Raw genomic sequence first — 22,740 nt, forward strand, 5'->3', positions numbered from 1 at the left:
ATAATGAAAAAACTTTCAAAAGTACAAATTAAGCAACAAGCGGCGGTTATGGCAGCAGTGGAAGCACTAGAAGAAAAAGCATTTGCAGAGCTTACCGATGTTGAGCAATGTTGGTTTAGCATGGAGCACGATGCATTTCCGGGGTCTTTATTAGTTAGAGTGCAATTTAAAACTCAACAAGCAGTTGATGAGGCGCAAGATAATTTATTACTTTGGCAAAAACGTTTAGCTGGGTTATTACTGAAAAAAGGCATATTGATTAAAAATATGCGCAACCATTTGGTTTTTACTGTTTTAAGCCCTGATGATTGAAGCATTTGCACATTTAAGAGCAACACTTGCTAACTATTCACCTTTGCCTGAGGCTAGTTGGCAAGGCTTTATCGCTTGTTGTAATTATAAAAGAGTTGCTAAAGGGCAGTTGATTTATCCGCTTAATAAGGTGCCGACAAGTTTTTGTTTTCTGCACAAAGGTCTAGCTCGCGCTTATGTTACCGACAAAAACGGCAATGAATTTAACAAAAACTTTTTTGCTGAAGGGCGTTTCCCTGGCAGTATGAGCGCGTTGTTAATTAGTCAGGCCAATACTATGGCGGTTGAAGCGATAGAAGCCTGTGAAATTATAGAAATAGATTTTAAGCGCTACCGTACACTTTTGTTTGACGATGCCAATTTGATGAAAATGCATATTCATTATTTAGAAAGGCATTGGTTGTTAGAAAAAGAGCCTAAAGAAATTGGTTATTTGCAGTTTGAAGCTAGAGAAAGATATCTCAATTTTTTAAACGAACATGCCAAAATAGTTCATCGTTTACCTCAATATCATATCGCCAGTTATTTGGGTATTACGCCAACACAATTAAGTCGTATCCGTAAACAGGTATAAAATTATCTGTTATCAACATATGTAAATGATCTGAGCCAATAATGACATTATGCTCCTGTTTATCTAGAGTTTAATGGAGCTTAGTTAATGGCAACTTACTACTGTTTACTTGCGTTTATTTGTGGTGCTTGTATTGCACTACAAGCAGCTATGAATTCCCAACTTGCAATTCAGTTGCAGAGTGTTTTAAAAGCCACGAGTTACGCATTTTTTGCTAGTTTTGTTTTAACCAGTATTTTCGCTGCAACACTTTCCACTCCATTGCCAACTAAAGCTTTGGCCAGTACGCCTTGGTACTTATGGTTTTCGTTTATCCTCAGCGTTGTTGGTGTTGCCAGTATGTATTTCTTAATACCTAAGTTAGGGGCAGGTAATGCCATTACTATAGCTTTATGTGGCCAAGTTATTTTTGCTTTGCTCATTAGCCATTTTGGTTGGTTTGCAAGCCCAGTTAAGTACTTAACCTTGACCAAGGTGTCAGGGCTTATATTTATGCTGCTTGGGTTGTATTTAATTAATAGGACAAACTAAATGGGACAAAGTAAACAGGCGTTACTACTAAATAACTTACATAACTTGCATTGCTATTGGCTGGCGTTAGGTGGCCAGTTGCTGCATAACCACAAGCTTTATGTTCAGCAATCTTGGCCTAATCAAATCTGGGCTGAGAATTTTCAGCCGACAACTACCCTGACACAAGGGCATCATAGCTTTGCAGGCAAGGTAACAGCTTATATCGATAACGAAGAAAATGCTCAAACGACTAAGAGCAAGCTGATGTTAATGAGCAAAGTGATAGATACAGCTATTACGTTAGAACAAAATGCTGCAGATGTTTTCGATAAGATTGTTCAAATAAAACCGAATGAATTAGCCACTTGGGTAAAATGTTGCGAGTCGGCATTTTCATATCAAATGGAGCAAAATTCTATTGCGCAATTATTGCACAATCAAAGCGCTCAAATATGGGCGTACAAAATAGATCAAGAAATTGTCGCAACGGCAATCAGTTTTAAATCAAACAATACTATGGGTATACATCAAGTTGGGGTACATCCTAATTATCGTGGGCAGGGCATAGCGAGGAATTTTATGCTGTTTTTAATAGCGCATGCAGCGCAGTTGGGCTGTACCCAGGTAAGTTTACAAGCATCTCGTTTGGGCATGCCTTTGTATCAAAAACTTGGTTTTGTAAAACTGATTTACTTAAATAAGAGACCCGTCTAAACCTGCCGAGTCTCTATAATTAAGTGATTACACTATTGAAGACAAACGTAGCCTGAAACACTGAACTGATTGTGTACTGGTTTGTCTGCATTTTGTGGACACATGTTAATGCTACCAAACGCAGTTAATTTGCCTGTCGCACCATCAAATGCACCGTTTACACCTTGTAAATCGGTCACTTGTTCAATAACAGTAAAACCGCACGGGGTAGGTAGCTTAGTTGTTTCATTTAAAATGAGCTGGCCGTTTTGGTCTTTAGCAAACTCGGTCACACCAGTTACGTAAGCTTTGTCGTTATATGTATATATATCGCCTAAACCATCATTTAGATTTATTTGATGATTAAGAGTGATGGCAAAATTATCTTGGTTGACGATAGTGCCGTAAATATCGCCAGAAGCTGACGCGACTAACTTACGTCTAAACCCTTTCACCTTGTACAAGTTGAAAGACACTTCACCTTGTTGTTCGTGTTCGCTGATGTTTTTTGTTGAAATTTGACCTGAAACTTTGTGGTATTGACCACTTGGACACATATTAGGGAAATTAAATGCATGGGCCGAGCTTGCAGAAGCTAACAAAGTTACCGCTAAGGTTAAATTTTTTATCATTGAATGATTCCTTTTAATGAAATATTTGCTCGTTGTAATAAACGCACCAATCTATTTGTTAACTAGCACTTATCCGCTTAGTCAACTTAGGCTACAATAACCCTTTTTAATTGCGAAGATAAGTCATGAGTTCACAAAAATTACTTTTAAACAAAATTCAAACCTCTCCAACCACTGTTGTTTTTTCTGAAGTTATTCAGGCAATTGAAGAAAATTATGATTTCGTTGAAACAGAATTTAACAATGGGGAAACCATTAATTTAGCTGGGCAAAATAACGGTTCATGCAAAATTTTTGCATTCGCTAAATTAAATCAATTAACGCCTGAGCAAACTTTGCATTTGTTTGGCGACTACTACCGTAAAGATGTATTAGAAAACCCACAAGGGACTGATCATCAAAATATCCGCAACTTTATTCAATTTGGTTGGGATGGTATTCAATTTAAAGGTGAAGCCTTAACCGCAAAAGAAGCTTAATTTTTATGATGAAGTTTTTTGAGGGGCTGTTAAAGCCCTTTCCGCCAGAAGAGCCGACTACACCACCCAATACTTTGTTTGCATTTTGCCGTCATTACAGCAAAGGTGTTGGTGGGTATTTAGTGTTAATGTCGTTATTAACTGCCACACTTGCGATTATTGAAGCCTATTTAATGTCTTATTTAGGCCGTTTGGTTGATATGTTGGCCAACTCGACGCCTGAAACCTTTTTGCAGCAATACCAAGGCCAATTACTTTGGTTAGGCTTTTTGGTATTAATTGCCGCACCTGTGACTATTTGGCTGCATGCAACTGTGGTGCATCAAACTTTGCTTGGCAATTATCCTATGGGTATTCGCTGGCAAGCGCATAGATATTTATTGGGGCAAAGCATCTCGTTTTTTCAAAATGATTTTGCGGGTCGTATATCAACTAAAGTGATGCAAACCTCACTGGCTGTGCGCGAAAGTGTGATGAAACTGTTGGACGTATTTGTTTATGTAACTGTTTATTTTGCCAGTATGTTGGTATTAATTGCCCAAGCCGATTGGCGATTAGCCTTGCCTATGTTTGCATGGCTGGTGGTTTATATCCTACTGCAAAGCTTTTTTATTCCCCGTTTAAAACAAGCTTCTATGCTACAAGCTGATGCGCGCGCAGATATGACAGGGCGTATTGTTGATAGCTACACCAACATCAGCACAGTTAAATTGTTTGCCCATACTAAACAAGAAGCGGATTATGCTAAATCCGGCATGAATGGCTTTTTAAAAACTGTTTATGTACAAATGCGTTTAGCAACAGGCATGATCACTAGCGTACAAGTAAGCAACTACTTATTGTTATTTGCAGTTGCCTATTTATCAATTTCACTTTGGTTAGATAGTTCGATTACCGTAGGTGCGATTGCGGTAGCTGTTAGTTTATCTTTGCGTTTAAATGGTATGTCGCAATGGATTATGTGGGAAGTCAGTGCATTGTTTGAAAACATAGGCACAGCCACTGACGGTATGCGCACTTTGTCGCAACCTCGTGATGTACAAGATAAAGAGCAAGCGGCAGAACTAACTGTAAACCAAGGTTCAATTGAGTTTAATCAAGTTAACTTCTCTTACGGAAACGTTAAGGTTTTTGACAACTTAGATTTACACATTAAACCGGGTGAAAAAGTCGGTATTGTAGGCCGATCTGGTGCCGGTAAATCTACCCTAGTTAATTTGTTATTGCGTTTTTACGATATAGACAGCGGCACAATTAAAATTGATGGCCAAGATGTATCCAGCATTCAGCAAGAAAGTTTACGTGCACAAATAGGTATGGTGACGCAAGACACTTCGTTATTGCACCGTAGCGTTCGTGAAAATATTTTGTATGGTCGCAACAAGGCAACTGATGAGCAATTAATTGCAGCATCTAAACAAGCTGAAGCGCATGACTTTATTCAAAGCTTAACTGACCTACAAGGTCGCACTGGTTACGATGCTCAAGTGGGTGAGCGTGGTGTGAAACTAAGTGGTGGTCAGCGTCAGCGTATTGCCATTGCTCGTGTGTTATTAAAAGATGCACCTATACTTGTATTGGACGAAGCAACTTCTGCATTAGACTCTGAAGTAGAAGCTGCGATACAAGATAGTTTATACAAGCTCATGCAAGGTAAAACAGTTATTGCTATTGCACATAGACTTTCGACTATTGCTGCTATGGATAGATTAATTGTATTAGACGGCGGCAAAATTGCCGAGCAGGGCACACACAAAGAGCTGATTGCCAGTGGTGGTATCTATGCGCAATTGTGGGCGCATCAAACCGGTGGCTTTATAGCTAACGATTTATAGGCATATCGACTAATAAATAGAGGTAAATTATGAACAAGGACGAATGTAATCAATATTTATTATCTAAACCAGAAGCTGAATTAGATTATCCATTCGGCGCTGATGTTGCTGTTTATAAGGTAGCAGGCAAGATGTTTGCTACCTTGTCTTATGGCAAAATCCACCCAGATTTTCCGGCCTGCGACAACATGAATTTAAAATGTGTACCTGAACAAGCGATTGAATTGCGAGATGTATTTAACGCTGTGATCGCTGGTTATCATATGAACAAAAAACACTGGAATAGCATTATTCTAGACGGAACAATTCCCGAAGGTGAAATGAAGCGTATGATAGATATGTCATACGCTTTAGTGATTGCGGGTTTACCGAAAACAAAGCAAAACTATTTTTATACAGCATACCCAGAAGTGCTTCGTTAAACCCAAAAACAAAAATAGGATATTATTCAATTTATTAGTGCAATCTAAGTGTGTCTGGTTAACAATGTTGCGACAGCGAACAATCAATAGAAAATAATTAATCTATTGATTGTTTAATCTAGAAAAGTCTAAATTTTAATATTTAAGGAAAAATTAATGAAAAGAATTCTAGTCGTTTTGTTTGCGCTCTATTTGACCGGTTGTGCGACACCACAAATTTATTCAAATAAATATATCCCTAAACAAACGAATGGCATTGGTCATGTGTATCTATCTGTAACTGAAATAGGGGATGATAGGGCTTTTCCAGACATTCACATCAGAAACATTGATTCCAATAAAGAGGTAGTCGCAAAAAGCTTTCCTCTTACTTGGGATGCCCCGTTAACTAGATTAGCCAATCAAAAAACAACTGACTTTGAAAATGAAATTGGAACGTTAATTCTATTGAAGTTGCCGAAAGGGAAATACGAAATATATAAATGGTCGGTTTTTCAAGGTTCAGCTCAATTCGGAGTTACTACCAACTATTCGGTGTCGAACCCTGTATATTTTGAAGTAAAAGAAAATAATGTTATTTATATTGGTGGATTCGAATTGAATGGTGAGATGATGGCTTACTCAAGAGATAACTTAGCTCGTGATCAAAAGTCTTTGGTTAAGAAATTTGTCAATCTTTCAAAAGTTGCCAATTAGGCTGCCATCAACAGCTACGCCGGTATATAGTTATAGGAATATACTCGATTAATGTTATTAAGATGTCTTCTTGCTTAGTTTCGGTTAGTGGACGCTGACCGAAACTATACTTCTGAATTATCTAATCGCACAAAAAGTATTTAGTGCATGTTTAATCTATTAGTCTTCTTTCATTTCATCGACTGTTTCTTTTGTTTTTTCCCATAAATCAGAGCCTGTTTTTTTGCTCTTTTCCCAAAGTTCCGAACCAACTTCTTTACCATCTTCATAAACTTTTTTGCTAACATCGGCTGTTTCTTCGGCAATATCTGCACCTAATTCTTTAGTTTTTTCAGCCAGTTCTTTTGAGGTGTCAGCAACAGTTTCTCGTTCGTCTTCGGTATCAGACCAGATATCACTTACATAAGATGTGAAGCTATCCCACCAACTTTCGTCGTCGCTAGCCAGTGCAGGAGATGTAACTAATACAGTGGTTAAACCAACAGCCAATAAAGTCGAGTGTTTCATAAATGTTCTCCTAAAAATCTTTGTTTTCAGTATATAGAGTCAATTAGAGTTAGCTATAGCAAACTTGTTGTTTTGTGCGATATTTCCGTCAACACTGTGTTCAACTGGTGAAATATCATTTGCAAAAAAGCGCTAACCTCTGTAACTTTTCATGTCAAAGTTCGGTCATATATATCACACACAAAAGACTGATCCCGTGGTAAAAAGAGAGTTTTATGTTTAACAACAAAATTTCAAAATTAATTGCAGCTGTTGCTGTAATTGCGAGCACGACAAGTATTTCATTCGCTGTTGAAAAAAACTACCCAGCTATTAATACTGCAATCGCTAAACTTGGTTTACAAGTACAAGATGTAGTGGATGTACCCCTAAATGGAATGAAAGGTGTATTAACTGACAAAGGTTTGTTTTACGTGAGTGAAGACGGCTCTATGTTATTACACGGTACCTTATTTAATTTAAAAGAAGGTATGAAGAATGAAAGTGAAGCCATTTTATCTAAAGTTCGTGTTAGCCAATTAGGTAAATTTGAAGCAGAATTAATTGAATACAAAGCGAAAAACGAAAAGTATGCAATTAACGTATTTACTGACATAACCTGTGGTTACTGCCGCAAACTTCACCAACAAATTGCTGAATACAATGATTTAGGCATTACTATTCGTTATCTTGCATTTCCGCGCGGTGGTGTAGCAAGTCAATCATACCGAGACATGGTCAGTGTTTGGTGCGCACAAGATCCGGCACAAGCAATGACGGACGCTAAAGTGAAAGGTCAAATTGTTGCCAAATCATGTGCAAACCCGGTTGTAGACCATTATAACTTTGGTGCACAAATTGGTGTTTCTGGTACACCAGCAATTATTTTGCAAGATGGCACCTTAGTGCCTGGGTATCGTCCACCAGCTGATATGTTGCAACTATTACAAGGCTCTTAATGAAAATTGTCAGACGTTCAACGCCTGATACCTCAGCTTTACCTGCAAGTTTACATCCTGTACTGCAACGCATATTAGCAAATAGAGAGATTTCAGCTGACGAGCTGGAACTCTCTTTGTCGCGTTTACACAAACCTAATTTGAAAGGTGTTGAACAAGCGGTTGCTGTTTTATATCAAGCAATTCAACAAAATTTATCTATATTTATTATCGGCGATTTTGATGCTGATGGTGCTACGAGTACAGCACTTAGCGTCTCTGCGTTAAAGCAACTGGGTGCAACTAAAATCGACTTTTTAGTACCAAATCGCTTTGATTTCGGCTATGGGCTATCTGAGCAAATTGTTGATATAGCGCATCAAATGGGCGCGCAAGTATTAATGACTGTTGATAATGGTATTTCCTGTGTAGCAGGGGTTAAACGTGCAAAAGATCTTGGCATGCAGGTGGTGGTAACTGATCACCATTTACCCGGTAATCAACTACCAAATGCAGACGCTATTGTTAACCCAAACCAAACTGACTGTCCATTTCCATCGAAAAATATCGCAGGTGTTGGCGTTGCGTTTTATTTGATGTTGGCACTACGCAGTTATATGCGTGAAGTGAATTATTTTACCCAACAGCAGATCCAAGAGCCTAATTTTGCCAACTTGTTAGATTTAGTCGCGCTTGGCACTGTTGCTGATGTAGTGCCACTTGATGATGTTAATCGTATTTTGGTACAGCAAGGTATTAATCGGATTAAAAAAGGCTTCGCACGCCCAGGTATCAAAGCATTATTAGATATTGCCAACCGAGACTTTAAACAACTTGTTTCTAGTGATTTTGGTTTTGCTGTCGGCCCAAGGCTCAATGCTGCAGGACGTTTAGATGATATGACTTTGGGGATCAGCTGCTTGTTGGCTGACGATTATACCCAAGCCATGCATATTGCGAGCCGCTTAGATGAACTCAACCAAGAGCGTCGAGCAATTGAATCTAGCATGCAAGTCGAAGCGATTAATACCTTAAGTAAAATTAAGTTAGATGAACTGCCGTATGGGATTTGTTTATATCAAGACGATTGGCATCAAGGTGTTATTGGAATTCTAGCAGGACGGATAAAAGAGCGTTATCACAGGCCAGTAATCATTTTTGCTGAAGACAATGATGATGTTTTAAAAGGCTCCTGTCGCTCAATTCCGGGTTTGCATATTCGTGATGTATTAGAGCGAATGCATACTTTGCACCCAGACTTAATCATTAAGTTTGGTGGACATGCAATGGCTGCAGGTTTGAGTATCAAAAAAGCCAATTTTGCACTGTTTAAGCAAATTTTCGATGACACTGTAAAGTCTTTAGTCAATCAAGATATTTTAACCAATGTTTGTTTAACCGATGGTGCACTAGCGGACAATGAGCTTACTCTTGAGGTTGCGGAACTGTTACGAGCTGCCTTGCCTTGGGGGCAATGTTTTGAACCACCCATTTTTGATGATGTATTTGTGATAGCGCAAGAGCGATTGTTGCAAGATAAACATATAAAGTTTGTATTGCAGCATCAAAGTGGTTTAGCAGTCGATGCAATTTGGTTCAACTACAACCCAGAACATTGGACTGTCAACAGCCAGCAAAAAGTCCATTTAGCTTTTAGTTTAGATATAAATGAATTTAGAGGGCAAAGGAACATTCAACTTATGGTTAAAACGGCCAACTTAGTTGCTTAAAGTAAATTATCTTTACTTTAGTTCGAGATTTATTGCATAAAATTTAAAATTTATGCAATAAATCTCGCGCAATTTTGAAATATTGATATAAACTCTTGAATATATGCATTAATGAGTTGTAGTCAGGGATGAATTGCAGTGATTTAAAGTATCAGGAGAGCAATGAAGCTGGCCGCGACACTTAAAGAGGTTGTATGAAACAAAAAGCTACGTCATTCGACATCGCTTATAAAGCAGGCGTTTCGCAGTCAACTGTTTCAAGGGCGTTACGCAATAGCCCTTTGGTAAACGAAGAAACCCGCAAGAAAGTCCAAGCTATTGCCAAAGAGCTAAACTACAAAGTAGATAAAAACGCCAGTAATTTGCGTTCCCAACATACTGGAACTTTAGCCTTATTATTGTTTGAAGATCCGACCATGGATGACTCGTTAATCAATCCATTCTTTTTATCTATGCTTGGTAGTATAACTCGAGCTGCTGCGAAAAAAGGCTACGATTTGTTGGTCTCTTTTCAACAACTCAGTGAAGACTGGCATGCAGATTACGAAGACGCGTCTAAAGCTGACGGTATCATTCTATTAGGTTACGGTGATTACACCGACTACGAAGAAAAATTACTTAAACTATATGAACAAGGTACGCACTTTGTTCGTTATGGTGCCGTGGCTGAAGGTCAGCCAGGTGTCTCTTTTGGTTGCGACAACTTTCATGGTGGATACTTAGCGACCAAACACTTAATTGAATTAGGCCGGAAAAAGTTTGCGTTTTTAGGTGGTGCCGACGATTCATGCCCAGAATTTTGGTCGCGCTATCAAGGTCATTGCAAAGCGTTAGAAGAGGCGGGTTTGCCAATTAAACCTGAATGCCAGCGCAATGCAATTTCAACCGAAGAATCAGGCTTCAATGCCGCTAAAACACTTATGGCGCTAGATGTTGAGTTTGATGCCGTGATGGGTGCTTCGGATATGATAGCAATAGGTGGTATGCGCGCTTTCCAAGAGCAAGGTCTAAAAGTGCCAGAGCAGGTTGCAGTGGTCGGTTTTGATGATATTCCGATTGCACACTTTACTAATCCACCATTAACTACAATTCAGCAAAATACAAAACTCGCTGGTGAAATGTTAGTTGATGCTTTAGTCAATTTAATTCACGACATTGAAGTTAAAGCCAGTTTAACGCCGGCTAAACTGATAGTGCGCAAATCATGTGGATGCTCTTAAAGTTGTGAGTGAGACGAGTCAAAACAACTACGATGAATATTGGATGATGCGAGCATTAGAGCTCGCAGACCAAGCCAAAAGCATAAATGAAATACCGGTTGGTGCTGTTGTCGTCAAAGACAACCAACTGATTGCTTCAGGTTTTAATCAATCTATTTTAACTAACGATCCATCCGCTCACGCCGAAATGTTGGCTATTCGCCAAGCCGGTAAGGTTTTAAATAATTATCGCCTAATTGACTGCAAACTCTATGTAACCTTAGAACCTTGCCCTATGTGTGCTGGTTTATTGGTGCATAGTCGGCTCGATGAAATTATTTTTGGTGCATCAGATCTTAAAACCGGTGCTTGTGGCTCGGTTATGAACTTAGCGCAGCATGAAAGGCTTAATCATCAATTAAACATTCGTGGTGGTGTATTAGCTGAATTGTGTGGCAATAAATTGTCGGAATTTTTTAAGCAGCGCCGTGCAGAAATTAAAAAACAGAAACAATTAAAGCGTAAATTAGAGTTGGGTAGTTAATTTAAATTTGTTGCTAGTGGGTATGTTAAAGCATGCAGGAGAGGTAAGAGGTTGGAAGAGACTAAGTTAAAAACTAGTTTCTTCCATATGCATAGAGGCAAAGCTTTTACGGCGAGAAAGCACTTTAGTATGTGTTTTCTTTAATAAAGTTTTACGTCGGCTAGACGTTGATAATTTTCTTTTCTTCATCATTTTTCCTATTTATCCAGTTTTCTGGTTATCTATTTTCATTTTTAAATCTTGTCCATTGAAACAGAGCAAAATGACAGAAATATTAAAGTGGCTCCATTAGTAATAAATCGTCAAATTTACCCGGTCCTTTATAAGCGACGTCTGCTAGGGTTTTTGCTTCCAATTCAGCCATAAATGCGTTTGTCGCCGTAGCAAATACACCACGTAAGTTACACGAAGTACGGATTGGGCATTCAGTGCCTTCGCAATCTACTGCATACAATTCAGGCTCTATGTTACGTACTACGTCGGCTATGGTTAATTTAGTGCTATCAACCGCCAAGGATATACCCCCCTGTTTACCGCGCGATGATTCAATGTAACCAAGCTGAACCAGTTTTTGGCTGACTTTTTGTAAATGATTTAAATTCATATCAAAAAAGCTAGCCAATTGTCCTAATGACATTTTGAAACCTGCCGGTTTTTCCGCTAAAAAAATAAGCGTTCGTAAAGCATAATCAGTAAAACGGGTTAGTTGCATATACTTAAGTTACTGTTATTAATCTTTTATGACAGCCTACCACAGCTATTTTTTAATCTAAATCATTAAAATATCTTTCTACCCAAAGCTGAGTGGCGCCGCACACAGCTGCAGGCATAATAATTAAATTAACCAGTGGCAACATTGACAATAAGCTAACAAAACCGCCAAAACTAAAAGTGGTTAATTTACTTTTGCCCAAGGTTGAGCGCATACGGTGAAAATCGATTTGGTGATTATCAAAACAAAAATCACAATATTGAATCGCCATCATCCAAGCAATAAATAAAAACCATATCAATTGGCCGACAACAGGAATAAACAAAAACAGAATAAAAAAGCCAATCGCTCTTGGGATAAAATAAAGCTGTTTAGTCCATTCACGTTTAAGTGTGCGTGAAATTTCGCTGCTTAACTTAAATTGGCTCGGCGCTTGACTAGCAATGTGTGGATTTAACTTTTCTTCCACTTTTGCAGCTAATAGCCCATGAAATGGTGCTGCAATAAAATTGGCTATGGCGGTAAATAAAAAGATAAATAAGGCAAAAAAACATATCAGCATAAAAGGAATAACTAAAAAGTTTAACCAAGAAAGCCAATCGGGCACCAAGTCGACAACAAATTGGCTGATTTTATCTATTTGTTGCCACATCCAATAAAAAGCACCGCCGAACAAAAATAAATTTAGCAAAATTGGTAGGTAGACAAATCGTCGAATACCTTTTTGATTAATCAGTCTAAATCCATCGATTAGTGCACTAAATCCTAAACTCATATTTTTATTAAACCTTAAATGATAAAAATTTGTTTCTGTCTACAGCTTTTGATATGTTGCAGCCCTTAACTTTTCAACCTGTTTTGTCCAAATAAGCCGTACATGAGACTTAAACAAATAAAACTTGCGGGTTTTAAGTCATTTGTTGACCCAACAACTGTGCCATTTCCAGCGCAGATGTCGGCTATTGTAGGGCCAAACGGTTGTGGCAAGTCAAATATTATCGATGCTGTACGCTGGGTGTTGGGAGAAAGCTCAGCGAAAAACCTGCGCGGCGATAATATGACAGATGTAATCTTCAATGGTTCCAGTGCGCGTAAACCTGTTTCACAAGCTAGCATAGAATTAGTATTTGATAATAGTGAAGGGCGTTTACAAGGCGAATATGCCAAATACAACGAAATCTCGGTAAAACGCACAGTTAACCGCGACCCGACCGCAGCTTATTTTTTGAATGGCACTAAGTGCCGTAAAAAAGACATCACAGATTTATTTTTAGGTACAGGTTTAGGCCCAAGATCATATGCCATTATTGAACAAGGCATGATCTCAAGGTTGATTGAATCAAAACCACAAGACCTGCGTTTGTTTATTGAAGAAGCCGCGGGCATTTCAAAATATAAAGAAAGACGGCGAGAGACTGAAACACGTATTCGCCATACCCGTGATAATTTAGAGCGCTTAGAAGACGTTTTATCTGAACTACAAGCGCAATTAGAAAAACTACAAAGACAAGCAAGCGCCGCGAAACGTTACAAAGAACTCAAAGCGAAAGAGCGTAAACTCAAAGCTGAACTCGCCGTCCTAAAATGGATGCGTTTGAACGGCCAAGCTGATGTACTACAACAAGATATTCAACAAAAACAATTAGAATTAGAGTCTTTAACTTCAGAGCAGCGTTGTGACGAAGCCCAGCTAATTGAACTTAAACAATCACAGTTTATGTGTAGGCAAAAGCTTGAACATATCACCAACGACATGTTTAAAACTGCACAAACTATTAGCAAAAATGAACAAAGCATCGTTCATCTAAAAGAGAAAAAGCAACACTTCGAATTAGAAAAACGCCAGTTGCAAGATGATATTATTCGCATTGAAGAGCGCATTGAACAAGAGCAAGAAGATGTTGCAAACAACACCTTTACTATCAGTGAGCTTGAACCCGATCTAGAAATGCTGATTGAACAAATGTTTGAAGCCGAATTAGATCTAGAAGAAAAAAACACTCAATATGAAAGTTTTTCGAACTTATGGGCTGAAAAATCTAAAGCCTACTTCAAGCTTGAAAGTGAAATAGCCGCGAAAAAATCGCAGAGTGACACAATTAGGCATATAATTAGTACTTCATCGCAGCGTTTGCAACAGTTAGAGCAAGCTCTCGCAGAATTAACTCAACCGCAAGATATTAACCTTGAACAAATTACCGAAGCAGCGCATATCACGGAAGGTCGCCTCGAAACGCTACAGGAACAGAATACACAGACGCAAGATCAATTACAGATTGATCGTCAGCAATGTAAGCTTGTTGAATCCACAATCAGTCAGTGCAATCAAAGCATCAACCAAATTAGAGGAAGAATTGCCTCTTTAGAAACCTTAATTAATCACCAAAATAAGATTAATAACCAACAAGTTGAAAACTGGTTAAAACAAACCGGTCTGGCTGATAATGCATCTGAACTTAGCTCCAAAATAAAAGTGAACTCAGGTTGGGAAAAAGCGGTTGAGTTGGTGATGAGCCAATGGCAAAAAGCTTTGTTTATTGACGCAAGTTTGCCAGAAATGACAAATGAATACCCCGCTGGTTTTATGCTTACAAGCTCAAAGCTGGGTTACCCGATTGATGCAAGTGAATTAAACAGCACCCTAGCAAGTCAAGTAACAGCACCCGATTTCGTTTTGCATATTTTAGCCAAGGTTAAAATTGACGGAAGCGAACCCAATGCAAATCAATCGGTAATTAACCAACATGGTGATTGGCGTGGTTTGGGTTGGCAATTTAGATTTGACGATAACAAACAAAGTGTTTTTGCATTAGATAACCAACTGCAAGAATGTAATCAAGAGCTAGAGCTTAAACAATTAGAACTTGAAGAGGCGCAAAATTTACTTGAACAGAACGAGAGTAAAATTCATCAGACCCAAGCAAAACTCCAAGGTGAACAAAATACAATCGCTGAACTCAAACAAGAGTTACATCAATACTCAGTTGAATTAAAACAAGCTGAATCTCAACTCGCTTTTTATCAACAACAGCAAGTTAAGCTAGAAAACGAGCAGCAATCACTTGCAGAACAAGTAGAAGTAGAGCAGCTGCGCTTAGAAGATGTATTGATGGAAATTGAAGAGTTAACCGATAATCTTCAAGATAATCAAAGCGCCAATGCCCACGCTGAGCAACAAAAACATCAGCTCCAACAGGCATTGGCCGATGCACGCAGTAAAAAAGACAGCTTAAATAATCAAAAACATCAATTGCAATTAAAACTAGAACAAGCAAAAAGTGCCGAGCAAAACGGCAAACAAATGCTTGCGAGCAGTCAAACAGCGCTTGCACAAGTAAAACTAAAACTAGAATTAATTCAAGAACAAGCCCTAGAAAGTTCAGATCCAATTGAAGAAATGGCTGCTGAATTACAGATGTTGTTAGAAGAAAAAGCGCTGCAAACAGAGTTAAAACAACAAACACAAATAGAGCTAGATGAAGTAGAAGCCAAACTCGCGGATTTGGAAAAAGGCCAGCATGGCATTATGGATAAAGCCAATAAGCTTAAAGAAGATATTGGCCAACTTAAAATAGAGCAGGAAGGTTATCGTGTTCGAGCTAAATCCGTCCTTGAAGTTTTAGCCGACTTAGATGTGTCGTTTAAACAAGTATCCGAAGATATGCCGACTGAGGCAGCTGAAGCCGAGTGGGAGAGCGATCTCGAAAAAACTACCACTTCCATAAATAGACTGGGCGCAATTAACTTAGCTGCAATTGAAGAATATGAACACCAAGCGGAGCGCAAAACTTATTTAGATGCACAACATCACGATCTAGTATCCGCGTTAGAAACTTTAGAAGATGCCATTCGTAAAATTGATCGCGAAACTAAGTCTCGTTTTCGCGATACTTTTGAAAACGTCAATGCTGATTTAAAAATGTTATTTCCTAAAGTTTTTGGTGGTGGTGCTGCTTGGCTTGAATTAACCGATGATGATTTACTCGATACAGGTGTTACCATAATGGCTAGGCCACCAGGTAAACGAAATAGCACAATTCATCTATTATCCGGTGGCGAAAAAGCGCTAACCGCTTTATCATTGGTGTTTGCAATATTTAGGCTAAATCCAGCGCCGTTTTGTATGTTGGATGAGGTTGATGCACCATTAGACGATGCAAACGTAGGCCGTTTTTGTCGTTTAGTTGAAGAAATGTCTTCGACAGTACAGTTTATCTATATTTCGCATAATAAAATCGCGATGGAAATGGCGTCCCATTTAGTGGGCGTGACCATGCAAGAGCCTGGTGTCTCAAGAATGGTCGCGGTAGACATTGAAAAAGCGATAGAATTGGCAGAATTACAATAATATTACGGGTTTATAATGGAATCAGAATTAAGAATCGTACTGATAGTTTTAGGTATTTTGGCTATTGTTGCTTTAATTGTGCATGGCTTATATACAACTAGAAAAAACAAACAAATCCGCAGTGAACAATACGCGCCTCACAAACATGGCTCAAACAGCGATACTAGTGAGCTAGAGCAGCAAACGGATGATGCATTTGATGACGGTATAGTATCACCGGCACGTGTCGTTCCATCACCTAAACCACAGCAAGATGTTGAAGCTAATTTTCAGCCTGAAGAGTCTGTACAAACAAAAGTAAAGCCTACCCAAGAAAAGGTCGCAGAAAAACCAGCACCTAAATCTTTTAGTGAAAAGTTACAAAGCATTCGTACGGTTGAAAAGCCAAAAGCCAGACCAGAGCGCATTGAGCCAGATTTGTCAGGTGAGCAATTGCAAATGTCGTTGCCTGAAACTGAAGACGATCACCATGACTTTGGTGACGATTTATTTGATCAAATAAGTGCACGCGAAACAGCAGAGTCGGGTGAACAAGTTCAAACCCGAGCAACTACAACTGCAAAACCTGCTGTTGAAGACCAACCCGCAAAAGAAGCACAACCGGAAGAAGTTTTAATATTAAACGTAGTTGCACCAGAAGGCCAAAGCATGTCTGGCGCTGTGTTATTACCAAGTTTGTTAACGCTAGGATTTAAATTTGGTGAATTTAATATCTTTCATCGCCATGAAGAAGCGTCAGGTACAGGTGAGGTCTTATTTAGCCTTGCTAATATGTTTAACCCTGGCACTTTTGATATCGACAATATCGAACAATTTACTACCCAAGGTGTTAGTTTGTTTTTAAGCTTGCCGGTGAAGGGCGATGCACAACAAGCGTTTAATATGATGCACAACGCCGCGAAAAAAATAGCTGCTGAATTCTCAGGTCAAGTATTAGACGGCCAACGCAGCGTGTTAACTCGCCAAACAGTGCAACATTATGTCGAACGTATTCGCGAGTTTGAAAGAAGGCAGTTACTCAAACAATGATCAGAACGTTGCTTAAATTTTTACTAACTTTGTTGGGAATTACTTTAGCGATTGTAATATGTTGGCTGGTGTATGAAGAACTTAAATACGATATTAATTTGACTCGCTCAGATTTAACTGGTTTAGTCATTTTTATATGTATTTTTGGCAGTTATTTGTATCTTCAGTTTAGATTACGCCAAAAAATGGTAGAGCAAGACGGCTATGCTGCTTATAAGATTGGTGGTGATAATAGAAATGATATAGGCTTTTCAGCACCAGATCTTTACATGAAAGAGTTTAGTTCAGTTACAGATTTAGTTGACAAACAAAAGCTTGTAAAGAGAAGCCGTAAATTGACAAAAAAACGCAGCGTCTAAAGCTGCGTTAATTCTGCCCACAAATCCCATACGTATTTTTGGTCTTGTTCTTCTAGTTCACCCGCTTCAATTGCTTTATTAAGCGATGCTTCAGTAGCTTGGTTAATTTTATCAATTTCAAATTTGCCGTCCATTTCTAAATAACCAGCTGAGAGCATAATGTGGCCGCGCAAATAACCAATTACGAATAACATGTCATCACTACACGTTTCGTTAAGTTGGTCTAGTTTGCTTTCAATTTTGTCTAAATAAGCTTGTGCGTCAGCCATAGTTATTCCATAAAGTTAGTTATTGGGTACAAGACTGTGTCTTTGTAACCTGTGGTAATTTTTATTAAACCAGACAACTGTTTGCCTAGTTCAATAGATAAATTGTCGATAATCAGTGGACGGTGGTTAAGTGTATTGATCTTATTTTTAGTCGCAACCACTAAAATATTGTTTTTGCCTATCTTAGCTATAACTTCTGTGGTTAGTTGTTGGTTGCCACGGCCAAATAAATGCCCTTGGCCACCAATAGGTGTGATAACCAATTTGCACTCTTTGTATTTTTGTATTAGCTCTAGTATTTGTTTCGCGTTTAAATCAGCCTGTACGAGTTCATGGTTTACTACAGCATCAACACCAAGTAATGTGCCGTCTAACCCCAGTTCAGCTAATATACCTTGAGTGGTGCTGCCCGAGCCAAATAAATACAGCACATCATCTTCCATATTGGCTTCTATATCTGCGGCTATGTCAGCTATCACCAATTCGTCTACTTCTTTGCCACCTTGTTTAACCGCTTGAATGTAACGCAAGTCGTGAGGAATTCTAAGTTCACCATAACGTTTGGCTTTCACTTGACCTTGCCTAAATAAACTTTCGTCTATATCCATTACATCGGCTTCAACAAAAGTCATCATATTGCCATTTACTAGGTCAGCAACCAATTTGCCAGCGGCGCTAGGTGTAACAGAATAAACACCTGAATGAATTTTGCAGCCTGCAGGTATACCGACAACAGGAACGCGGTTTTCATCTTCACCTGCATTATTTATCAGTGCTTGACAGATATTGCGAGCAGTTCCGTCTCCCCCTGCAAATAAGATGAGATCAACACCGGCTTGAGATATTTTTATTGCAGCGTTAATTGTATCGTCAGCAGTTGACTGGACATGGTAGTTATATTCAACAGAATAGTCGAAGCCGAGCTGTTTACACACATCTTCGCCCATTAAACAGTTACAGGTAACGAATTTAAGCTGATTTTTAAACGGGATTAAGGCTGCTAACGCTTGTTTGGTTTTGTCTTGTGCGAACGATTGAAAGCCCATTTCAGCAGCTTGTTGCTGTATTTCAATACCATCGCTGCCTTTAAACCCTGCAGCGCCGCCTATCCCTGCAACAGGGTTGATAATTAAGCCTATTGTTAATTGATTGAAAGTAAGCTTATTCATGCGCAACAAATTTCTCTAAACAAAATGGATTGTGAATTTGGTAGAACTGGCTGAGGGTTAGGGCGAAAGTATTCAGTCGCTCTGGCATAGCTTGAGTTAAGTAGCTTTCTACTTGTTGTCGAATTTTGCTTCTAAATTCATGTCTGTCTGGTTGATAGCTGCCGTTTAAATTATCGCAGCTCACTTTAAAGTTAAAACCTGCAGCGACTGATAAAATCCATTCTATTGCTTGAGGTTTAATCTCAACTTGTTCAAATGCTTTTTGTTGCTGCTCGTTACGGCCATCTGGATTATACCAATAACCATAATCAACTTGTTGTCGACGTTCGCTGCCTGCCAAGCACCAATGTGCGATTTCGTGTAATGCACTGGCATAATACCCATGGGCAAAAACAACTTTTGCTGGGCTGGTATCTGTAGCAGGGTAGTAAATGGGTTCGTCGTCACCTTTTACCAGTTCAGTGTTGTAGCTTGGTAGAAAGGTTTGATTAAACAGTTGAATAATGTCTTGAATGTCGTGCATCAAAAAATAAGCAAATTAGGCATTGTGTCAAAGGGCGAATTTTATCAGTTTAAACCTTACTTGTCTTGAGTCGATAAATAGCTAAAACGCTTTAAATTTGGATCTTGCTATTGCTTGGGTATATAATTCGCGACCTCTATTTTAGAGCTCGTTTTAATTTTGTACTCAATTTACGTTTGAGACCAAACAAAAGGTAATAATATGCAATACGTAGTAGCCGCTTTATATAAATTTGTTCGTTTAGAAAACTTTGAAGAATTACGAGAGCCATTACATAACGTGATGGTAGATAACCAAGTTAAAGGAACCTTGTTATTAGCTAACGAAGGCATTAACGGTACTGTTAGTGGTCCACGTGAAGGGATTGATGCAGTATTAGCTTGGTTAAAATCAGATCCTCGTTTAACAGATATCGAACACAAAGAATCTCTAGCTGACGAACAAGCTTTTTACCGCACTAAAGTTAAATTGAAAAAAGAAATTGTAACTATGGGTGTAGAAGGTATAGATCCAAACAAAGTGGTTGGCACCTACGTCGAGCCTAAAGATTGGAACGATTTAATTTCTGATCCTGAAGTTGTATTAGTAGACACTCGTAATGATTACGAAGTGGCTATTGGTACTTTTGAAAATGCGCTAGACCCAAATACTAAAACCTTCCGTGAATTCCCTGAATACGTTGCTAAGAATCTTGACAAAACTAAACACAAAAAAGTCGCTATGTTCTGTACTGGTGGTATTCGCTGTGAAAAATCTACCGCGTATTTAAAAGAGCAGGGTTTTGAAGAGGTTTATCACCTTAAAGGCGGCATTTTAAAATATTTAGAAGAAGTGCCAAAAGAACAGACTAAATGGAAAGGTGATTGCTTCGTCTTTGACCAACGTGTAACTGTTAACCACGATTTAGAGCAAGGTGAATACGACCAATGTTACGCTTGCCGTATGCCAATTACTGAAGAAGAAAAACAATCGGAACACTATCAAAAAGGCGTAAGCTGCCCACATTGTTTTGACAAAACTTCAGCAGAAGATAAAGCACGCTTTGCCGAGCGTGAGAAACAATTACAGTTAGCTGAGCAACGCGGCCAAGCGCATATCGGCGATAAAGAGACAGTTGGTCTATAACTCTAGATATATTTATTCGGACGCCTTTGCTTGGTAGGGCGTCTAAATACACTCCGCATAAATTCACCCCCTAAATTTATTTAATAAATCTATCTAAAGCTCAATTGGCGAATTAATGCTCGCGATTATCGCTACACACGATATACTCAAAGACGCCAACTTTTCATACCTTTTGTTGTTGTAGGTTAAGGAATGGATAAAAAATGTCCAGTTGGCTGATTTTATTGTGAATTTGCCTTGCCAAATCTTGAGAGCAGACTAAATTTGATAGTAGATAGCCCCCAAAAACACGATACGGATGTAAGGAATATTATGTCTACAGAAAATGCATTACTCACTATACTCGCCGAGAAAATTAAAAACGACTCCTTGGTATTACCTACCTTGCCAGAAATTGCGATTAGAGTGCGCGAAGCCGCTGATGATCCTGATGTGAATTTACACCAAATGGCTGATGTTATTTCACACGATCCTGCATTATCGGCTCGTATGCTTAAGATTGCTAATAGTGCATATATGGGACGTTCGGTAAAAGTAACCACCATTAATCAAGCCGTGACTCGTATTGGTTTACGCCAAATTAAAAACATTGCGACAGCACTTGCTATGGAGCAATTGTTTGTATCAAAAAATGATGTAGTTAAAGCCGCGCTAGACAAAGTTTGGTCGTTAACCGTTTCTGTTTCTGCAGTTGCTATGGCTTTGTTGAAGCACTACATCAGTCGCAACAAACATACTTCACTAAATTTGGATACTATTACTTTGGCTGCTATGGTGCATAACATAGGTGTGTTGCCAATTTTAACCGAAGCTGAGCGTCATCCTGATGTATTTGCGAATCCTGAGTTTTTAGAAGGTGCGATTGCACGTTTAGCTGGTCGTGTCGGTGGTTCTATCATGCGCGCTTGGGAATTCGGTCCAGAATTTGTAAGTGTTGCCGAAAGATGGAATGACAAACGGTATGAGCCAGAAGATATCAGTTATATAGATTTTGTCCGAGTTGCCGCTATATATGCTGATGTATTGCCAGTTGAAGGTGATAAAGCAGACGCTTACGCTCAATACGTTGATAAAGGCATAATGACTGATTTGGATTATATAGATTCAGATGAGTTTAAAGAGCAAGTAGCGATTGCCAAAGCGATTTTTGCTGATTAATTAATTTGTAGTACTGTGAAATGAAAAACGCGATGTATAGGTACATCGCGTTTTATATTTGAGTGAATCAATAAAGGTTAAACTAGGGTTTATTCAATCTCGGTAAACTCTAAAACTTCGGCTAAACGCGCTACGAACTTGTCTAGCTCACCACACATTAAGGCGAAGTCTGCATCTAAACGAGCAAACTTATCTTCGTCGGTTACATCTTCGTTTTGTTCTTTTACCACATCACTGAATTTGATGCGTTTTATAGCCATGTCATCACATAAAATACATGAAAGAGTTTCTTGCCAGTCCACAGCAATTTTAGTGACGTGTTTGCCATTGTTTAGATGGTTTAATAAATCTTCCGAATCAAGCGATAAGTTTTTACAGCGTAATACACCTTCATCTTCAGCAAAGTCTTTTAATTCAACTTCAGTTCCTAAAGTAAAATCGCTTGGGTGATTGCCTTTCATCCATTCGTCAAAAGTAAGCATAGTAGCACTATCAGTTTCAGGCGGTACTACAGGTAAAGTACCTTACGTAGGTAAGCTAACATTTCTTCAGCTTTGCCTGGGCTGCCAGCTTCAACTAAAATCCAGCCTGATTCTGCGAATATTGCAGCGCGAGTGAAAGTCGATTTAGAAAAAGCTTGTGGCAATAATGTGTGAATTAATTCTTCTTTTAAATTTTGTTTTTCTTTGCCTTTAACTTTTCGGCCTTCGGCTTGTTCTATCTCTTCAAGTTTTTCTTCAAGTAATTCTTTTACTACAGAAGCTGGTAATACTTTTTCTTGTTTCTTGAGTGACACCAAATGAAACTGGCCAACACTGTGCACCAAAGTATGTGCTTTTGGGTGAAGTGCTTTTGTCCAACCAATTGAGCTCATTTCGCTTTTTAAACAAGGGGTAAATTTAAATTCTTGTAGTTTGTCTTCTAGTTGTTCTGCGGAAAATTCGAACGGAGAGGTAAAGCGATATAGTAGGGCGTTTTTAAACCACATAATATAA

General features: G+C 38.7%; 24 protein-coding genes and 1 pseudogene. 17 read left to right on the top strand and 8 right to left on the bottom strand.

The window, feature by feature from the left end:
• Nucleotides 1–3: 3 nt before the first annotated feature.
• The 4 genes from ACMZOO_RS00110 (at nt 4) to ACMZOO_RS00125 (ending at nt 2,113) form a co-directional block, all read left to right on the top strand.
• A complete protein-coding gene (locus tag ACMZOO_RS00110; protein WP_440904629.1) occupies nt 4–312 on the top strand; it encodes a hypothetical protein in 309 nt (102 codons plus the stop codon).
• On the top strand, nt 305–886 hold the full coding sequence (locus ACMZOO_RS00115) for a Crp/Fnr family transcriptional regulator (protein ID WP_440904630.1): 582 nt from the start codon (nt 305–307) through the stop codon (nt 884–886). The genes ACMZOO_RS00110 and ACMZOO_RS00115 overlap by 8 nt, the downstream gene beginning before the upstream one ends.
• A gap of 87 nt (nt 887–973) precedes the next feature.
• Nucleotides 974–1,417 carry a DMT family transporter gene (locus tag ACMZOO_RS00120; protein WP_440904631.1) on the top strand — a complete coding sequence of 148 codons (444 nt, stop codon included), beginning with the start codon at nt 974–976 and terminating at the stop codon, nt 1,415–1,417.
• Nucleotides 1,418–2,113 (top strand): GNAT family N-acetyltransferase, encoded by a 696-nt coding sequence (locus ACMZOO_RS00125; protein WP_440904633.1) that lies wholly within the window; start codon nt 1,418–1,420, stop codon nt 2,111–2,113.
• 32 nt (nt 2,114–2,145) lie between these two features.
• Here the strand turns inward: ACMZOO_RS00125 and ACMZOO_RS00130 are convergent, their stop codons facing one another.
• On the bottom strand, nt 2,146–2,724 hold the full coding sequence (locus ACMZOO_RS00130; protein WP_440904635.1) for a hypothetical protein: 579 nt from the start codon (nt 2,722–2,724) through the stop codon (nt 2,146–2,148).
• 125 nt (nt 2,725–2,849) lie between these two features.
• On the opposite strand from ACMZOO_RS00130, the gene ACMZOO_RS00135 reads away from it, so the two are divergent.
• The 4 genes from ACMZOO_RS00135 to ACMZOO_RS00150 all read left to right on the top strand — a co-directional run bounded on the left by ACMZOO_RS00135 (nt 2,850) and on the right by ACMZOO_RS00150 (nt 6,156).
• Nucleotides 2,850–3,203: a HopJ type III effector protein gene (locus tag ACMZOO_RS00135; protein WP_440904636.1), complete on the top strand. Its 354-nt coding sequence runs from the start codon at nt 2,850–2,852 to the stop codon at nt 3,201–3,203.
• Between the two features lie 5 nt (nt 3,204–3,208).
• Complete coding sequence (locus tag ACMZOO_RS00140) at nt 3,209–5,038, top strand: ABC transporter ATP-binding protein (protein ID WP_440904637.1); 1,830 nt, start codon at nt 3,209–3,211, stop codon at nt 5,036–5,038.
• A gap of 29 nt (nt 5,039–5,067) precedes the next feature.
• Nucleotides 5,068–5,460 (top strand): MmcQ/YjbR family DNA-binding protein, encoded by a 393-nt coding sequence (locus tag ACMZOO_RS00145; RefSeq protein ID WP_440904639.1) that lies wholly within the window; start codon nt 5,068–5,070, stop codon nt 5,458–5,460.
• 156 nt (nt 5,461–5,616) lie between these two features.
• A complete protein-coding gene (locus ACMZOO_RS00150) occupies nt 5,617–6,156 on the top strand; it encodes a hypothetical protein (RefSeq protein WP_440904640.1) in 540 nt (179 codons plus the stop codon).
• Between the two features lie 159 nt (nt 6,157–6,315).
• Here ACMZOO_RS00150 and ACMZOO_RS00155 read toward each other — a convergent pair whose 3' ends face one another.
• Nucleotides 6,316–6,663, bottom strand: coding sequence for a hypothetical protein (locus tag ACMZOO_RS00155; RefSeq protein WP_440904641.1), 348 nt, complete (start codon nt 6,661–6,663; stop codon nt 6,316–6,318).
• A 215-nt stretch (nt 6,664–6,878) separates the two neighbouring features.
• Here ACMZOO_RS00155 and dsbC point away from each other — a divergent pair, with 215 nt between their 5' ends.
• The 4 genes from dsbC (at nt 6,879) to tadA (ending at nt 11,053) form a co-directional block, all read left to right on the top strand.
• A complete protein-coding gene (dsbC, locus tag ACMZOO_RS00160; protein ID WP_440904642.1) occupies nt 6,879–7,601 on the top strand; it encodes a bifunctional protein-disulfide isomerase/oxidoreductase DsbC in 723 nt (240 codons plus the stop codon).
• Nucleotides 7,601–9,310, top strand: a complete 1,710-nt coding sequence (gene recJ / locus ACMZOO_RS00165; RefSeq protein WP_440904643.1) for a single-stranded-DNA-specific exonuclease RecJ — start codon at nt 7,601–7,603, stop codon at nt 9,308–9,310. Before dsbC ends, recJ begins: the two co-directional genes overlap by 1 nt.
• 194 nt (nt 9,311–9,504) lie before the next feature.
• The gene (locus ACMZOO_RS00170) at nt 9,505–10,530 is read left to right on the top strand and encodes a LacI family DNA-binding transcriptional regulator (protein ID WP_440904645.1); all 1,026 of its coding nucleotides are present in this window, start codon (nt 9,505–9,507) and stop codon (nt 10,528–10,530) included.
• Between the two features lie 4 nt (nt 10,531–10,534).
• On the top strand, nt 10,535–11,053 hold the full coding sequence (tadA, locus tag ACMZOO_RS00175) for a tRNA adenosine(34) deaminase TadA (RefSeq protein ID WP_440904646.1): 519 nt from the start codon (nt 10,535–10,537) through the stop codon (nt 11,051–11,053).
• Between the two features lie 274 nt (nt 11,054–11,327).
• Here the strand turns inward: tadA and ACMZOO_RS00180 are convergent, their stop codons facing one another.
• Together ACMZOO_RS00180 and cysZ are read right to left on the bottom strand one after the other, a co-directional pair.
• Nucleotides 11,328–11,765: an RrF2 family transcriptional regulator gene (locus ACMZOO_RS00180; protein ID WP_016955909.1), complete on the bottom strand. Its 438-nt coding sequence runs from the start codon at nt 11,763–11,765 to the stop codon at nt 11,328–11,330.
• A 52-nt stretch (nt 11,766–11,817) separates the two neighbouring features.
• Entirely contained in the window at nt 11,818–12,540 is a 723-nt protein-coding gene (gene cysZ / locus ACMZOO_RS00185) for a sulfate transporter CysZ (protein ID WP_440904647.1), read from the bottom strand.
• A gap of 102 nt (nt 12,541–12,642) precedes the next feature.
• On the opposite strand from cysZ, the gene ACMZOO_RS00190 reads away from it, so the two are divergent.
• The 3 genes from ACMZOO_RS00190 to ACMZOO_RS00200 are packed head-to-tail and all read left to right on the top strand — an operon-like array spanning nt 12,643 to nt 17,501.
• Nucleotides 12,643–16,113 carry an AAA family ATPase gene (locus ACMZOO_RS00190; RefSeq protein ID WP_440904648.1) on the top strand — a complete coding sequence of 1,157 codons (3,471 nt, stop codon included), beginning with the start codon at nt 12,643–12,645 and terminating at the stop codon, nt 16,111–16,113.
• A gap of 15 nt (nt 16,114–16,128) precedes the next feature.
• On the top strand, nt 16,129–17,142 hold the full coding sequence (zipA, locus tag ACMZOO_RS00195; RefSeq protein ID WP_440904649.1) for a cell division protein ZipA: 1,014 nt from the start codon (nt 16,129–16,131) through the stop codon (nt 17,140–17,142).
• Complete coding sequence (locus ACMZOO_RS00200; RefSeq protein WP_440904651.1) at nt 17,139–17,501, top strand: hypothetical protein; 363 nt, start codon at nt 17,139–17,141, stop codon at nt 17,499–17,501. The genes zipA and ACMZOO_RS00200 overlap by 4 nt, the downstream gene beginning before the upstream one ends.
• Here the strand turns inward: ACMZOO_RS00200 and ACMZOO_RS00205 are convergent.
• From ACMZOO_RS00205 to ACMZOO_RS00215, 3 genes are read right to left on the bottom strand one after another with little or no spacing between them, the layout of a single operon-like run.
• Complete coding sequence (locus tag ACMZOO_RS00205) at nt 17,498–17,770, bottom strand: YfcL family protein (protein WP_440904652.1); 273 nt, start codon at nt 17,768–17,770, stop codon at nt 17,498–17,500. The genes ACMZOO_RS00200 and ACMZOO_RS00205 overlap by 4 nt on opposite strands.
• A 2-nt stretch (nt 17,771–17,772) precedes the next feature.
• Nucleotides 17,773–18,939 carry an ATP-NAD kinase family protein gene (locus tag ACMZOO_RS00210; protein WP_440904653.1) on the bottom strand — a complete coding sequence of 389 codons (1,167 nt, stop codon included), beginning with the start codon at nt 18,937–18,939 and terminating at the stop codon, nt 17,773–17,775.
• Complete coding sequence (locus ACMZOO_RS00215) at nt 18,932–19,462, bottom strand: elongation factor P hydroxylase (RefSeq protein WP_440904654.1); 531 nt, start codon at nt 19,460–19,462, stop codon at nt 18,932–18,934. Before ACMZOO_RS00215 ends, ACMZOO_RS00210 begins: the two co-directional genes overlap by 8 nt.
• A gap of 201 nt (nt 19,463–19,663) precedes the next feature.
• Here ACMZOO_RS00215 and trhO point away from each other — a divergent pair, with 201 nt between their 5' ends.
• Together trhO and ACMZOO_RS00225 are read left to right on the top strand one after the other, a co-directional pair.
• Nucleotides 19,664–20,587, top strand: coding sequence for an oxygen-dependent tRNA uridine(34) hydroxylase TrhO (gene trhO, locus ACMZOO_RS00220; RefSeq protein ID WP_440904655.1), 924 nt, complete (start codon nt 19,664–19,666; stop codon nt 20,585–20,587).
• Nucleotides 20,588–20,899: 312 nt separating this feature from the next.
• Entirely contained in the window at nt 20,900–21,745 is an 846-nt protein-coding gene (locus ACMZOO_RS00225) for an HDOD domain-containing protein (RefSeq protein WP_440904657.1), read from the top strand.
• 89 nt (nt 21,746–21,834) lie between these two features.
• Here ACMZOO_RS00225 and rdgC read toward each other — a convergent pair.
• Nucleotides 21,835–22,733: pseudogene (gene rdgC / locus ACMZOO_RS00230) on the bottom strand (recombination-associated protein RdgC).
• Nucleotides 22,734–22,740: the final 7 nt, after the last annotated feature.

Source organism: Catenovulum sp. SX2, assembly GCF_052056295.1.
In the GTDB taxonomy this organism is placed as follows: domain Bacteria; phylum Pseudomonadota; class Gammaproteobacteria; order Enterobacterales; family Alteromonadaceae; genus Catenovulum.